The sequence below is a fragment of the Proteus vulgaris genome (assembly GCF_016239305.1).
GTDB lineage: Bacteria > Pseudomonadota > Gammaproteobacteria > Enterobacterales > Enterobacteriaceae > Proteus > Proteus vulgaris_C.
The window spans coordinates 16904-32205 of record NZ_JAEHOQ010000023.1 but is presented as its reverse complement, the minus strand read 5'-3'; the positions used below and the strand labels follow the sequence as shown (position 1 = coordinate 32205).

13 protein-coding genes are annotated in these 15302 nt (G+C 36.6%); 5 read left to right on the top strand and 8 right to left on the bottom strand.

The genetic code is table 11. From position 1 onward, the window contains the following. Positions 1 to 33: 33 nt before the first annotated feature. Together purU and JEP40_RS15450 are read right to left on the bottom strand one after the other, a co-directional pair. Entirely contained in the window at positions 34 to 882 is an 849-nt protein-coding gene (gene purU, locus JEP40_RS15455; protein WP_198624260.1) for a formyltetrahydrofolate deformylase, read from the bottom strand. A gap of 38 nt (positions 883 to 920) precedes the next feature. Beyond that, complete coding sequence (locus JEP40_RS15450; RefSeq protein WP_198624258.1) at positions 921 to 1394, bottom strand: YchJ family protein; 474 nt, start codon at positions 1392 to 1394, stop codon at positions 921 to 923. 149 nt (positions 1395 to 1543) lie between these two features. Between JEP40_RS15450 and rssB the strand changes: the two genes are divergently transcribed. From rssB to JEP40_RS15435, 3 genes are all read left to right on the top strand, one after another. Further along, on the top strand, positions 1544 to 2563 hold the full coding sequence (gene rssB, locus JEP40_RS15445; RefSeq protein ID WP_109407653.1) for a two-component system response regulator RssB: 1020 nt from the start codon (positions 1544 to 1546) through the stop codon (positions 2561 to 2563). A gap of 179 nt (positions 2564 to 2742) precedes the next feature. Further along, positions 2743 to 3651: a UTP--glucose-1-phosphate uridylyltransferase GalU gene (galU, locus tag JEP40_RS15440; RefSeq protein WP_198624257.1), complete on the top strand. Its 909-nt coding sequence runs from the start codon at positions 2743 to 2745 to the stop codon at positions 3649 to 3651. A 270-nt stretch (positions 3652 to 3921) separates the two neighbouring features. After that, a complete protein-coding gene (locus tag JEP40_RS15435; protein ID WP_198624255.1) occupies positions 3922 to 4929 on the top strand; it encodes an NAD-dependent epimerase in 1008 nt (335 codons plus the stop codon). 230 nt (positions 4930 to 5159) lie between these two features. Here JEP40_RS15435 and hns read toward each other — a convergent pair whose 3' ends face one another. After that, positions 5160 to 5564, bottom strand: coding sequence for a histone-like nucleoid-structuring protein H-NS (gene hns / locus JEP40_RS15430; RefSeq protein ID WP_198624253.1), 405 nt, complete (start codon positions 5562 to 5564; stop codon positions 5160 to 5162). 509 nt (positions 5565 to 6073) lie between these two features. On the opposite strand from hns, the gene JEP40_RS15425 reads away from it, so the two are divergent. Next, positions 6074 to 6670, top strand: coding sequence for a thymidine kinase (locus JEP40_RS15425; protein ID WP_198624251.1), 597 nt, complete (start codon positions 6074 to 6076; stop codon positions 6668 to 6670). 1252 nt (positions 6671 to 7922) lie between these two features. Here the strand turns inward: JEP40_RS15425 and adhE are convergent. After that, the gene (gene adhE, locus JEP40_RS15420; RefSeq protein WP_115349878.1) at positions 7923 to 10589 is read right to left on the bottom strand and encodes a bifunctional acetaldehyde-CoA/alcohol dehydrogenase; all 2667 of its coding nucleotides are present in this window, start codon (positions 10587 to 10589) and stop codon (positions 7923 to 7925) included. 514 nt (positions 10590 to 11103) lie between these two features. Here adhE and JEP40_RS15415 point away from each other — a divergent pair. Then, positions 11104 to 11748 carry a YchE family NAAT transporter gene (locus JEP40_RS15415; protein ID WP_088495370.1) on the top strand — a complete coding sequence of 215 codons (645 nt, stop codon included), beginning with the start codon at positions 11104 to 11106 and terminating at the stop codon, positions 11746 to 11748. Between the two features lie 86 nt (positions 11749 to 11834). Here JEP40_RS15415 and JEP40_RS15410 read toward each other — a convergent pair whose 3' ends face one another. The 4 genes from JEP40_RS15410 to JEP40_RS15395 are packed head-to-tail and all read right to left on the bottom strand — an operon-like array spanning position 11835 to position 15240. Beyond that, positions 11835 to 12551, bottom strand: coding sequence for an ABC transporter ATP-binding protein (locus JEP40_RS15410; RefSeq protein ID WP_420094344.1), 717 nt, complete (start codon positions 12549 to 12551; stop codon positions 11835 to 11837). Continuing rightward, positions 12538 to 13374, bottom strand: a complete 837-nt coding sequence (locus JEP40_RS15405; RefSeq protein WP_198624248.1) for an ABC transporter ATP-binding protein — start codon at positions 13372 to 13374, stop codon at positions 12538 to 12540. The genes JEP40_RS15410 and JEP40_RS15405 overlap by 14 nt, the downstream gene beginning before the upstream one ends. Next, positions 13367 to 14197, bottom strand: a complete 831-nt coding sequence (locus tag JEP40_RS15400; protein ID WP_198624246.1) for an ABC transporter permease — start codon at positions 14195 to 14197, stop codon at positions 13367 to 13369. The genes JEP40_RS15405 and JEP40_RS15400 overlap by 8 nt, the downstream gene beginning before the upstream one ends. Beyond that, positions 14197 to 15240 carry an ABC transporter permease gene (locus JEP40_RS15395; RefSeq protein WP_198624244.1) on the bottom strand — a complete coding sequence of 348 codons (1044 nt, stop codon included), beginning with the start codon at positions 15238 to 15240 and terminating at the stop codon, positions 14197 to 14199. Before JEP40_RS15395 ends, JEP40_RS15400 begins: the two co-directional genes overlap by 1 nt. Positions 15241 to 15302 lie beyond the last annotated feature (62 nt).

The window sequence follows — 15302 nt, the reverse complement described above, 5'->3', positions numbered from 1 at the left end:
CCATAATGTATTCAAAATTAATGGATTGGGGACTTATAAAATAATCGTTCTGTTACCATAAACGAATACGCGTTGTGAAAGCACCCAATATAAAGCATGGCTAAGTACATTCTTCTCTACATCACGACCAGCTCTCATCATATCTTCTGCTGAGAATGTGTGGTCAACGTTAATTACGTTCTGTGTGATGATTGGGCCTTCATCTAAATTATCATTTACGTAGTGAGCAGTAGCACCAATGATCTTAACCCCACGTTCATAAGCTTGATGGTAAGGACGAGCACCAATAAAGGCTGGCAAGAAAGAGTGATGAATATTGATAATTTGATTTGGGAAGTTTTGTACAAATGCAGGCGTTAATACACGCATGTATTTTGCGAGTACAACATAATCAGGTTTATATTGATTAATTTGTGCAATTAATTTTTCATCATGTTGATCACGGGTTAACCCTTCATGACTAACAAGATGGAAAGGAATACCAAATTGTTCTACTAAATGTTTTAACGTGTCGTGATTACCAATAACAGCGGCAATTTCCACATCTAGATCACCGAATGCGCTCTTCATTAATAAATCGCCAAGGCAATGTGCTTCTTTGGTCACCATAACCACAATGCGACGACGACCTGCGGTATTCAATTCACGTTGAGAACCTTGCGGTAACGCATCATCTAAATCAGCAAGAAAAGTTTCATCATTAAAGATGCCTTCAAGCTCAGTACGCATAAAAAAGCGACCAGTACGATGGTCAACAAATTCACTATTTTGAACAATATTTAATTGATGTTTGTAGCAAATGTTGGTGATTTTTGCGATTAGGCCTTTTGCATCAGGGCAAATAGTACGGAGTATTTTTTTTTGAGTATTTTGGTGTTGCATGTATAGATAAATCCTTTCTTTTACTTCTGTGTTTGCAATTATTTGATGTTATTTTCACAACATTTTTTGTATTTACGCCCTGAACCACAAGGGCAGGGATCGTTTCGTCCTACTTTTGGTTTCACACCGTCAATATAAAACCAACAATCGTCTATTTTTAGAAAACGAGATCGCTCATGTAAGTACTGTTTATCATCGGCATTTATTTCAATAAAGCAAGCCGAGAATTCAACGTATGCCTCATTTTTATTTGTGCTTGCCTGCGATGAGATAACATTGAGTCCAAGCCATTGTGTATTTGGAAAGCCTGAAGTTAATTCATCATGCAAGGATGCAACACGACAAGAGGGGTGCCATGTCTTTATTAAGTAATTAGCATTATGTTTAACGAACGCGCTATAACGCGAACGCATCAATGCTTCTGCGGTTGGGGCGTTTTTCTGACCTGAATGGTAAGGCTCACAGCAATCAGAGTAGAATAATTGGCTATTGCAGGGGCATAAACTCGACAAAATAATGTCCTAAATCACGTTATTAGTATGACGATTTCCCATAGATTGAAAAAAGTAACGATTGGGAATAATTAACGTCAATGTTGAACTAAACTAGTAATGTATCGCTTATTAATCGGCATGTGAAACGATAGTTACTGGAGTAACCAATGAATAAAGCCTTAGTGGGTAAAAAAATCTTGATAATTGATGATGAGGTTGTTTTTCGCACTATGCTGACGGAATATTTTTCACATGAAAAAGCGTGTGTCTATACAACAGATAATGGTAGCCAAGCGTTATCTTTATTAGATAAGGGATTATTACCTGATCTTATTTTATGTGATATTCGTATGCCGGTTATGAATGGTCCTACATTTTTATGTCATCTTGAACAACGCAAACTTGCTATTCCTGTTATTGCTATTTCATGTACAGATAATATGTCTGAAGTAGATGATATGTTGCGCTTAGGGGCGCAAGAAATTTTTCTTAAGCCAATAACACATCTCGATAAATTAAAACAAAAAGTTATTGAAGTATTATGCCCTGGTTTTTTTGAGTCGGTATTAATAGAAGGCATACATTTAGAACCTCTTTGGAATAGTTTACGAAAAGATACACATTATATTCAGTCGTTCATAAAACAGATGCAACCTCAGGTTAAGCAAGTTGTAGCGGGATATTGTGTTAATTATCGTCAGTTAAATGATATAGCTAAAATGGGATTGTTATTTGATATTGCAGCCTTATCAGAAGATCAAATTATTTTTTATTGTGTTGATATATCACGAGACGATGAAAATGGGCTTTTGGTCGCTTTACTCTTACGAGTTGTATTTAATGATGTATTAAAGTCGTCAGAAAAAAATCGTTCGCTTCCAAGTATGTATAACATGCTGAATAAACTTAATAAAATGTTGAATGAAATAGGTGTAAAAGGGCAATTCCCTATCACTTTAGGGTATTATCATACACAGAAAAAAAATATATTATTGGCATCAGCAGGATTACGAGCTGAAATAAAAACAGAGAGTAAAAAATTCGAATTGAATAGCGGTGTTCCTTTAGGTACTTTGCAACTTTTATATATTAACCAGATAAAATGTGAAGGAACAAATTGGCAATGTAAAATTTGGGATAATACTAATCAGATTAAATTAATGTTTTCTCCTATCTATAAAAGTTAAATTTGGATTAAATAAATACAGAATATCGTGCATATATTAAACATAAATGAAGAACTATCTCAATTAAGCGGTAGGGCTCTGTTTATCCTTAGATATTAGCTGGTATACTCTGGCGATTATTTTTTAATGTACCCATTCATATCTGAAAATAGAACGGTACGAATTGCAGGAGAAGTATAATGTCATCAGCAGTGCGTAAAGTTAGAAAAGCGGTGATCCCTGTTGCTGGATTAGGAACAAGAATGTTACCCGCAACTAAGGCAATTCCGAAAGAGATGTTGCCTGTGGTTGATAAACCGCTTATTCAATATGTAGTTAATGAATGTATTGCAGCTGGTATTAATGAAATTGTCCTTGTCACACATTCTTCTAAAAACTCCATTGAAAACCATTTTGATACCAGTTTTGAATTAGAAGCTATTTTAGAAAAACGAGTTAAACGCCAGCTACTAGAAGAAGTACAAGGCATTTGCCCGAGCCACGTCACTATCATGCAAACTCGTCAAGGGATCGCAAAAGGATTAGGTCACGCTATTTTATGTGCAAAACCTTTGATTGGTGATGAGCCTTTTGCTGTCATTTTGCCTGATGTTATTTTAGATAGATACAGCGCGGATTTAACCAAAGTTAACCTGAAAGAGATGCTCTCCCATTTTGAGCACTCTGGGGCAAGCCAAATTTTAGTTGAACCAGTACCTGAAGATGAAGTGTCTAACTATGGTATTGTGGATTGCATGGGAGAACATTTATGCCCAGGTGATAGCAAACCAATTACTCGTGTTGTCGAAAAACCGAAAAAAGAAGAAGCACCTTCGAATTTATCTATCGTAGGCCGTTATGTATTATCTGAAAGTATTTGGCCATTATTGGCAAAAACAGCACCAGGTGCGGGTGATGAAATTCAGTTAACAGATGCGATTGCGATGCTGATTGAAAAAGAAGCCGTTGAAGCTTATCACCTACAAGGAAAAAGCCACGATTGTGGTAATAAATTAGGGTATATGAAAGCATTCGTAGAATATGGTATACAGCACGAAGAGTTTGGTGAAGATTTCGCACAATGGTTAAAATCATTAAAAGTAAAGTGAAATAGCACTGAGTAATAATTATTTTGTATGGTGGCTTTTATTGCATGATTCTTGCGAATGCATCGTATGTCATAGACAAATGATTTTGTGAGAAAGGCTAGATAAAGTGATCACAAGAGATTAAGGTATGGCTCAATGCAATCATGTATTGAGCCATACTGATTTTTGTAAAGTATGATAATGTTAAGCGTTATGATGTTTAATCAAGGTGATATTAAGCATGATAACGTTGACGTGAATAATAATTAATTGGGTTATTTGAGTGATAATATGAAAATATTAGTAACAGGTGCTGCGGGTTTTATTGGCTCTCATTTAAGTCAGCGTTTAATTGAAATGGGCTACCATGTTGTTGGAATAGATAATCTTAATGATTATTATGATGTACGCTTAAAAGAAGCTCGATTAGCTAAATTACAACAGTTAGAAAAGTTTCAATTTGAGAAAGTTGATATCGTTGATTCAACAAAAGTGGCTCAATTATTTGTAACTCACCAGTTTGATCGTGTTATTCATCTAGCGGCTCAGCCTGGAGTTCGCTATTCGATTGAAAACCCAATGGCCTATATTGATGCAAATATTATCGGTCATATTAATATATTAGAAGGGTGCCGTCATAATAATGTAGGGCATCTTATCTATTCTTCTTCAAGCTCTGTATATGGTTTAAATCAAAAGCAACCGTTCTCAACGGAAGATAGTGTTGATCATCCTGTTTCATTATATGCAGCAACTAAAAAAGCCAATGAGCTAATGTCTCATAGTTATTCGCATTTATATCAATTACCCACAACTGGATTACGATTCTTTACCGTATATGGTCCATGGGGTCGCCCAGATATGGCATTATTTAAATTCACAAAAGCAATGATTGCCGGTGAACCTATTGATGTTTATAACGGCGGGAATATGACACGTGATTTCACCTATGTGGGTGATATCGTAGAGTCAGTTGTTCGTTTAATTAATATTGTTCCCAAAGCGGATGAAAACTGGACGGTAGAAAAGGGCGAGACATCGTCCAGTTCTGCACCTTATAAAATCTATAATGTAGGTAATGGTCAACCAACGAAACTAATGGATTTTATTAAGGCAATTGAAAAATCATTAAATATTAAAGCTAAATTAAATTTAATGCCGATGCAAGATGGTGATGTTCTTTCTACCTGTGCCGATTGCCAAGATTTATCTCAGGCTACCGGTTTCTCACCAAATACAAATGTAGAATATGGTGTAAAACAGTTTGTTGATTGGTATTTAAGTTATTATAAAAACTAATGTTGTTGGTTTAATTGAAACTAATAAAAAAGGAGCTATAAAAGCTCCTTTTTCATTATAAATAAAAGTCAACAATGTGGTTTTCACATTCTCTATTTCTGGCTCCCAACCTTATATACAAACAACATCAGCACATATTAAAATTAAACGCTTGTTTAATATAAGAGGTAAACAAGAAAATACCCTTTTAAATAATTAAAAGGGTATTTCAAATAGAATATTGACTTAAATTACAGAAGGAAATCTTCTAATGATTTGCCTTCTTCGTCAATTGCGCGTTTGATTACAGCTGGTGTACGGCCTTGGCCTGTCCAAGTTTTAGTTTCACCATTTTCATCAACGTAAGAATATTTAGCTGGGCGAGCTGCTCGTTTAGCACGGCCAGTTTTATTAACAGCACTTGCTTCAAGTAAGTCTGTTGGATCAATACCGGCTTCTTCTAACATTTCACGGTATTTTTGTAATTTCTGAATACGCTCTTCTTCAGCTGCTTTTTCTAATGAGAATTCTTCACGACGCTCATTAACGACAACTTCGAGCTTTTCCAGCATTTCTTCTAAAGTTTCTAAAGAAGTTTCTCTTGCTTGTGCGCGGAGAGTACGGATGTTATTTAATATTTTTAAAGATTCGCTCATTTTCCTGGTCTCAAATAAATGTTGTTGGCTGATGTAATACTAATAATAGATTGCTATTTAAATTTCTGCAATACCTAAATACAAACCTTACGTAAAATTTCTTTTTTTTAAACTATTATCTCAACGAAAAAAATAATAAATATTGAGGTATCTTTAGTCAATAAAGGAAATATGAGTAAGGAAATGCATCTTTTAACTGATGATAGCGCTAATGCAAAAGAATAGAAAGCTTTGTTCATTTTTTTATAATAACGGACTTTTTTCTAAAAATGAGTTGGGGTTAACTTTCATACTTTAATAAACGTATATCAAGGCGTGTTTTAATATGTTAAGTACTTATTAAAGCTATTTATTTTTTAAGCAAAAATTAGCACTAACAATGACTCTCATCTTTGAATGGTATATCTAGAATAGAAATAAAGGTAATAAATACTTGTTATTGATAACTTGCAGACTGTTTATGTTAGACTGTCGCCCGTGAAAATAAACACTATTTAAGGAGAGAGCTGATGGCTCAGCTTTACTTTTATTATTCAGCTATGAATGCTGGAAAATCAACATCTTTATTGCAATCCTCTTATAACTATAATGAGCGAGGAATGCGTACATTGATTTTTACAGCAGCTATTGATACACGCTTTGCAAAGGGAAAAATTAGTTCAAGAATCGGTTTAAGTGCTGATGCATTGCTCTTCAGTGATGATATGAATATTCGTGATGTTATTGTTGCTGAGCATAGCAAACAACCTATTCACTGTGTATTAATTGATGAATGCCAATTTTTAAGTAAGGCTCATGTAGAACAGCTTTGTGAAATAACGGACATCTATGATATTCCTGTTCTTACTTATGGTTTAAGAACAGACTTTAGAGGTGAGTTATTTACAGGTAGTGCTTATTTATTAGCGTGGGCTGATAAGCTAGTGGAGCTTAAAACAGTATGTTACTGCGGTAGAAAAGCAAATAAAGTATTACGTTTAGATGATAAAGGAAATGTGCTGAGTGATGGCGCTCAAGTTGAAATTGGCGGAAATGAAAAATATGTTTCAGTTTGCCGTAAGCATTATACTCAAGCAACGCTAAAAGGGAGTATTGAGCAAGAGTAATCTTTTCCTTTTCCCTCTTTTGCGTATTTATAATGATGAAAGAGGGATTAAAATAAGTATCGAAATAAAAGCTTATATTACTTAATACTAAAAAATGTTTATCTGTTTTTTAAATTCAGCCAATTTATTGGCTTTTTTTATATCAAATGTTGGCCATTCTGATGTTCTTATGTAAAGAAATATTCTTTTTTTAAAAGAAAATTTATTCATTTCATAGATTTCATTATCATTAATCAAAAAAAACATAATCAAATATACGTAGGGTGTCTATTTTGTGATGCTGATATTGTTTTTTACAAATGATAAGAGGTGAAAACATTTGATACAGCAATATTATTCATAGTTTAATAAAATTGAATAAAGATAGTCATAACGGGCTATAAATCTATTTCTTTTATCTATGCTTAACATGATGAAACATTTATATCGAGTCTTATTGATGATGGTTATTGGTTCGATTGGATCATTATCTAATAAATAAGATATCGCACTCTATGAATTTTAATACGAAAAAAAATCTGCATTTTTTATACTCCTAAAGGAGTAACTTCCTCAGTCAAATGTACAAATAGCGACCTTTTATCAGGTTATTACTTTATCAATACGCATACAGTATTTTGATAATATTTTATTGAAACTATGTGCTTTATAAAGAATGTTATTAATAACGTTGATATGGAAATATTCTATATCAATATATTTTGTCGTTATTTAAAAACTAAATGGATCGAAACGCTTCATTTTTCTTCTTTTCTAATGAGAATAAGACTCACAGCGAACGAAAAAACGTTAATCTTGGTTTTAAAAATATCTTTTTAGATCCATCGGATAAAGATAATTAGTTTGAAATAATTCTGCCAGATAATGAAGAAGGTGAGGAGTGAAACTAGCGCTGTAATCTACACAGGTTGTTTTTTTTGGGGTAACTAATGCAATAGGGAGTCTGAAAAGTAAAATAGCTTAGCGTCTCATTTAAAGCCATATAGGCTTAAACATCCTAAATCTCATTCTCAATAAAAAATAATAGATGTTGGATTAGGGGTAACTACTTATATTTTATGGTTAAAAAATCGTAGACCACGATTAGTAGTAAAACCAAATTAAAAGGCCTGACTCCGATTGAATATCGAAATCAGGCCTTACAAGTCGCTTCACTAAAAGTGCCTAAGTTCACAGGGCACTTCATTAGCGGGTTTTTATTAACAATAAATAATCGATTATTTGAGGATCAGACTAACACAGTGCATCTCGATTATTTTTTGCTACTTTTTTTAGCTGGTTTTGATTCTTCCTTTACTTCCACAACTGGATGTTCATTAAATTCACGACCGTAGTAAGAATCTAATAACAGTTGTTTCAGTTCAGAGATCAGTGGGTAACGTGGGTTAGCACCAGTACACTGATCATCAAACGCATCTTCAGATAACTTATCAATTCTTGCTAAGAAATCACTTTCTTGGACGCCAGCTTCACGAATAGAAGATGGAATACCTAATGAAGATTTCATTTCTTCTAACCATGCTAATAATTTTTCAATCTTAGCAGCAGTACGATCACCCGGTGCTGAGAGTTCTAAGTGGTCGGCAATTTCTGCATAGCGACGACGTGCTTGAGGGCGGTCGTATTGGCTAAATGCAGTCTGTTTTGTTGGGTTGTCATTTGCGTTATAACGAATGACGTTTGAAATTAATAACGCATTAGCTAAACCATGAGGAATATGGAACTCAGAGCCTAATTTATGTGCCATTGAGTGACAAACACCCAAGAATGCGTTAGCAAAAGCAATACCAGCAATAGTCGCCGCATTATGAACACGTTCACGAGCAACTGGATTTTTAGCCCCTTCATGATAACTTGCTGGTAGATATTCTTTCAGTAATTTCAATGCTTGTAGTGCTTGTCCGTCAGAATATTCGTTCGCTAATACAGAAACATAAGCTTCTAATGCGTGAGTCACTGCATCTAAACCACCAAATGCACACAGTGATTTAGGCATATTCATAACAAGGTTTGCATCAACGATAGCCATATCTGGTGTTAATGCATAGTCTGCTAATGGGTATTTCTGACCTGTTTCGTCATCAGTTACTACCGCAAAAGGAGTTACTTCAGAGCCTGTGCCTGATGTTGTGGTGATAGCAACCATTTGTGCTTTCACACCCATTTTCGGGAATTTGTAAATACGTTTACGGATATCCATAAAACGTAGTGCTAATTCTTCGAAGTGAGTTTCTGGGTGCTCATACATAACCCACATGATTTTTGCAGCATCCATTGGTGAACCACCACCTAATGCGATGATCACATCAGGTTTAAAGCTGTTCATTTGTTCTGCGCCTTTGCGCACAACACTCAATGTTGGATCGGCTTCAACTTCAAAGAAGACTTCTGTTTCAACACCAAATTTTTTCAGTACACGAGTTACTTCATCGACATAACCGTTATTGAATAAGAAACCGTCGGTTACGATAAAGGCACGTTTTTTACCGTCAGTCGCAATTTCTTCCAGTGCGATAGGTAAACAACCACGGCGGAAGTAAATAGATTTAGGAAGTTTATGCCACAACATATTTTCTGCTCTTTTCGCCACGGTTTTAGTGTTGATAAGGTGTTTTGGCCCTACGTTTTCTGAAATGGAGTTACCACCCCATGAACCACAACCTAAGGTTAGAGAAGGAGCAAGTTTAAAGTTGTATAAGTCACCAATACCACCTTGAGATGCTGGAGTATTGATTAAAATACGAGATGTTTTCATTTTATCGCCGAAATAGGCAACATGTTCAGGGCAATTATCTTGGTCAGTGTATAAGCAAGATGTATGACCGATACCGCCCATTTCAACTAATTTTTCTGCTTTATGTACCGCATCTTCAAAAGTTTGAGCATGGTACATTGCTAATAGTGGGGATAATTTCTCGTGAGCAAATGGTTCTGCTTCGGTTGTTTCTTTTACTTCACCAATTAAAATTTTGGTGTTTACTGGCACTTCAATGCCGGCCATTTCAGCAATTTTTGTTGCAGGTTGACCTACGATAGCCGCATTTAAGTTACCGTCTTTTAAGATGATATCTTGAACAGCTTTTAATTCTTTGCCTGTTAGCATATAACCGCCGTGAGTTGAGAAACGCTCACGAACTTGTTTATAGATACTATCAACAACGATAACTGATTGTTCTGACGCACAAATTACGCCGTTATCGAAGGTTTTAGACATTAATATTGATGCTACAGCACGTTTGATATCTGCTGAGTCATCAATAACAACTGGCGTATTACCCGCACCAACACCGATAGCAGGTTTACCTGAACTATATGCTGCTTTAACCATGCCTGGACCACCTGTTGCTAAGATCAGGTTGATGTCTTCATGGTGCATTAATGCATTAGAGAGGGCGACAGATGGCTCATCAATCCACCCAATGATGTCTTTGGGCGCACCCGCTGCGATAGCCGCATTTAAAACGATTTCTGCGGCACGATTTGTCGCTTCTTTAGCGCGTGGGTGTGGCGAGAAAATAATACCGTTTCGTGTTTTTAAGCTAATTAATGCTTTAAAAATCGCAGTAGAAGTTGGGTTAGTGGTCGGTACGATACCGCAAATGATACCAATAGGTTCTGCGATAGTCATTGTGCCGTAAGTCAGATCTTCAGATAAGATCCCGCAGGTTTTTTCATCTTTATATGCATTGTAGATATATTCGGAAGCAAAGTGGTTTTTAATCACTTTATCTTCGACGATACCCATGCCAGATTCTTTCACAGCCAATTTTGCCAGAGGAATACGGGCGTCAGCGGCGGCTAATGCAGCCGCGCGGAAAATTGCATCAACTTGTTCTTGAGAGAAGTTAGCAAATTCACGTTGAGCTTTTTTTACACGAGCAACCAAATCATTGAGTTCAGTAACGTTAGTTACAGACATAAAGAGACTCCTGATAAAATGTTAAATTTTTTAAGCAAATTAGCCGTTTTGATCATCATTAATAAGAATAGTCTAGATAGATGACAACGTACTTATTTCAGTAATAATAATTAGAGGCCCTAATTTGCTTAAAAAACTTAAAAAAAACAACAATAAACGTAAATATATTTTTAAAGTTGCTCTCTTTTTCTGAATGATAACAGCTTACCATCTTTCTAATTAATTAACGTGATGTAAATCACAAAATTGACAAGCTGACACCTTTCAGCAAGCCAATAAGTGAGAATGAGAATCATATGTAAAAAATCATCAACGATTTTTTTGTCGTACCCAATCTTTCGATATAAAATTAAACCACTAGGTTTTTATCAGTTTGCAAGAGAATATTTTAGGTAAAAACTTGTTAACTAATAGAATTAACTGGTTTATTGATTTAAAGTAACGCGGATTTTTTAGAGTTACTCTATCTTTTATAGAATAATTCGCATGTTTATTAGCCAAGAAGGGGCTTTTCATGGGGTCATTGCTGGATTTATCCGGTTATATTAAATTTTTTGTGGGTCTTTTTGCGATTGTAAACCCAATTGGTATTTTGCCTGTTTTTATTAGTATGACGAGTTATCAAACGGATGCAGGGCGAAACAAAACAAACTTAATTGCAAATGGCTCCGTTGCAATTATTTTGGTTTCATCTCTGTTAATCGGTGATTCTATACTGAGTATTTTCGGTATTTCTATCGACTCGTTTCGTATAGCGGGAGGGATGCTGATTGTTACAATTGCCATGACCATGATAAATGGGCGTTTAGGGGAAGATAAACAAAATAATCAAGAACGAAATGAATCCGCCGTACGTAATAGTGTTGCTGTTGTACCTTTAGCATTACCATTAATGGCAGGACCTGGGGCAATCAGTTCTTGTATTGTATGGAGTTCTCGCTGGGAAGGTTTTACTAATTTTTTAGGATTAGCAGCAACCAGTATCTTTTTTGCATTCTGCTGTTGGTTACTTTTTCGTAGTGCAACACTATTAGTGAAATATTTAGGGCAAACGGGAATTAACGTAGTAACCCGTATAATGGGCTTATTATTAATGTCCTTAGGTATTGAGTTTATTGTGACCGGTTTACGTTCTATTTTTCCGGGCTTATTAGTTTAATATCGTCAACACAGTCGTATTTTTAAAAATCGCAGTATTCAAAGAAATACTGCGATTTTTTTATTTATTACATCACTTCGTTCATGTTAATCAAGACGATGAATTCCTTTCGATAACGCATCTCTATCATAGTGTTGGGTCAATTCGCCATTTTCCATTAATGCGGCTCTATCAGACATGTGAGCAATCACATCAGCATCATGACTCACTAATAAATAAGTCATATTATGCTGTTTTTTTAGAGTATTAAGCAGATTTAAGATCTCGGCTTGTACTGACATATCCAATGCTGAAGTTGGCTCATCTAATAATAATAATTGAGGTTGTAGTAAAAGGGCTCTTGCAATGGCAACTCGTTGACGTTGTCCACCAGAGAGTTGGTGAGGATAACGACTTGCCACATCCGCAGATAAGCCGACTTGAGCTAATGCCTGTGCAATTGTGCTGTTATCAAAAGGAATTTGATGAATTTTCAAAGGCTCAGAAAAAGCACGCTCAATACGGTGTTGGGGGTGTAAAGAGGCATAGGGATCTTGAAATACCATCTGTACATTACGACGCAATGCGCCTTGAAAACGTTGTTGTGGTTTAATGGTTTGCCCTAAAAGTGACATGTTACCTTGCCAATGGGGCAATAATCCTGCAATGACACGTAAAACAGTTGATTTTCCACAACCAGAACGACCTATTAAGCTAAAGGTTTCACCTTGTTGGACATGTAAGTTGATCCCTTTTACAACATGCTTTGCTTGTTTGCCTTGCTCAAATTGAACGTGTAAATCATGAATATTAATTAGCATGATGTAGCCCCTTGAAATTAAGCGTCCTATCTAATACCGGCAATTGCGTGCCATAAGTGCTTGCATTAGGTCTACATGTCCAAAGTGTACGCGTATAAGGATGTGTGGCTGTCGGTAATGCTTTCGCATTGAGTTCATCCACTTGTTCGCCTTGGTACATCACCATTACACGTTCGCAGTATTCAGCAACGAGAGGCAAATCATGACTAATGAGTAGTAAGCCCATCTTACGTTGCTCGCATTGGGTGGTGATCAGTTCAAGAATTTGATGGCGTAATTGGGCATCAAGTGCTGATGTTGGCTCATCGGCAATTAAAATTGTTGGGTTATTAATTAGTGCGATAGCAATCATTGCCCGTTGTCCCATTCCTCCTGATAATTCACCGGGATAGTGGTAAATACTCTGCTCAGGAAAGCCAACAGATAACAGCATTTCGATAATCAATTGACGCCGATCTTGGCGTGAAAGCGTTTGATGACGTTTTACCGTTTCTTCCACTTGTTGATAGATCGTTTTTACAGGATTTAATGCGTAGCGGGGATCTTGCAATACCATTGAGATGGTATTGCCTCGGGTGTTATTCCATTGGCGCGATGAAAAATTCAATAGATTATTTCCCATTAAATTGAGCTGCTCTGCGCTAACTTTTCCTGGTTGACGCACAAGTCCCATTAATGCGCGGGCTGTCATTGATTTACCGGAGCCAGATTCGCCCACCATAGCCAAACGCTCTTGCCCTAAAGTAAAAGAAACATTATTAACCACTCTTGCCGTTGGATAATCAATACAGAGTTTTTTCACTTCAATTAGAGGTGTTTTATTCATGGGTATCTCCCAATATATCCCGAAGCCCATCACCTAATAAATTAAAGGCGAGACTACTGATCAGAATTGCCGTACCCGGAATAGCGGCTACCCACCATTGATCAAAAATAACGGGCATACCTTCTGCTATCATAGCTCCCCATTCAGCCATAGGGGGACGAGCACCTAATCCAAGAAAACCCAGACCTGCTGCCGCAAGAATAATGATCGCCAAGTTAAGGGCTAAACGTACAATAGCTGACGGTAAACATAGAGGTAAAATGTGTCCCCACAAAAGTCGAACACCTTTAATACCCATCATTTCAGCTGCAGCAAGGTAATCACTATTGCGCAAATGTTGAATTTCACTGCGAGATTGTCGTGCATAAGCAGGCCATGCAGTTAAAGCCAGTGCTAATGCTCCATTAATAAGACCCGGACCTAACATTGCGACAAAGGCAAAAGCTAGGATCAATGAAGGCATTGACATCACAACATCAGTGAATCGCATTAAAATACGTTCAGTCCATCCACCGTAATAGCCCGATAAAATCCCGATCAACAAACCTAATGGTAAGGTGATAAGAGCCACTAATCCTACTAAACCTAGCATTGGGCGAGTGCCGTAGATAATACGAGAAAGGATATCTCGCCCATAATTATCTGTACCTAACCAGTGTTCAGCATTGGGTGCTAATAAGCGTTGGGCAGCATGTTGCCAATTTGGATCATAAGGGGATAACCAAGGTGCAAAAATAGCAATAATTAACAGTAAAATAAGCAACGATAAACCGATAAATGCGGAAGGCGAGCGCGCTATTTTTCTTAAAAATGAAGATGACATTAGCGGAGCCTCGGATCAGTCAAACGAATAACGATATCGGTCATATTGTTAATAAAGACAAAGCATAAACCGATAATTAAAGTACCGCCCATAATGGCAGTGGTATCACCCGCAAAAAGTGCGGTTGTAAGATATCGACCAATTCCCGGCCAAGAAAAAACCGTTTCTGTTAATACCGCACCTTCTAACATACCTGTGTAAGACAGAGCGATAATGGTCATTAATACACCACGAATATTGGGTAATACGTGATAAAAAAGAATACGCAACTCACCAATACCTTTTGCTCTTGCTAAGGTGACATATTCTTTATTCATTTCATTTAAACAAGCCGATCGTGTTAAGCGAGTAATCGAGGCTAAGGCAAAATAGGCTAATAAAGAGACAGGTAAAATAAGATGCGACAATGCATTTAAGAAGGCGTCTTTGTCACCTGCTAATAAGGTATCGATTAATGCAAAGCCTGTTACAGGCTCAATCGTAAATTGATAGATATCGTCTAATCGCCCTGGTCCCGCAGTCCATTGCAGTGTGGCATAGAAAATTAATAACAAAATTAAACCTAGCCAGAAAATAGGTACAGAGCTACCTAATAGCGTCAAAACGCGTAAAACAAAATCGAGTGGTGTACCGACAAAACGAGCACATAATACGCCAAATAAAATGCCCAAACTGGCACCAATAATCAATGCAACCGTTGCTAACTCTAGAGTGGCGGGGAAAGTCGATAATAAATCATCAAGAACGGGTTGGCCCGTTGATGTCGCTGTACCTAAATGCCCTTGTAATAACGCTTCTACATAGTGAAAAAACTGCATATAGAGAGGTAAATCCAGCCCCAATTCATGTTTGGCTTGGTTATAAGTTTCGAGGCTTGCATGATCACCGACAATTTGCAGAACAGGATCAACAGGAGAAAGTGCAGAAAGCGTGAAAGTAATCACAAGAAGCCCAAAAAGCGTAAGTACTAATGTCAATATACCTTGAGCAAAAGTAATTAACTGATCTTTTAGACGAATAGGTAACGTCATAGCAGTATTCATACAGCAATAGCCTAGTAAAATGGCAAAAAACAGGCCATCCACAATAACATGACTGTGGATGG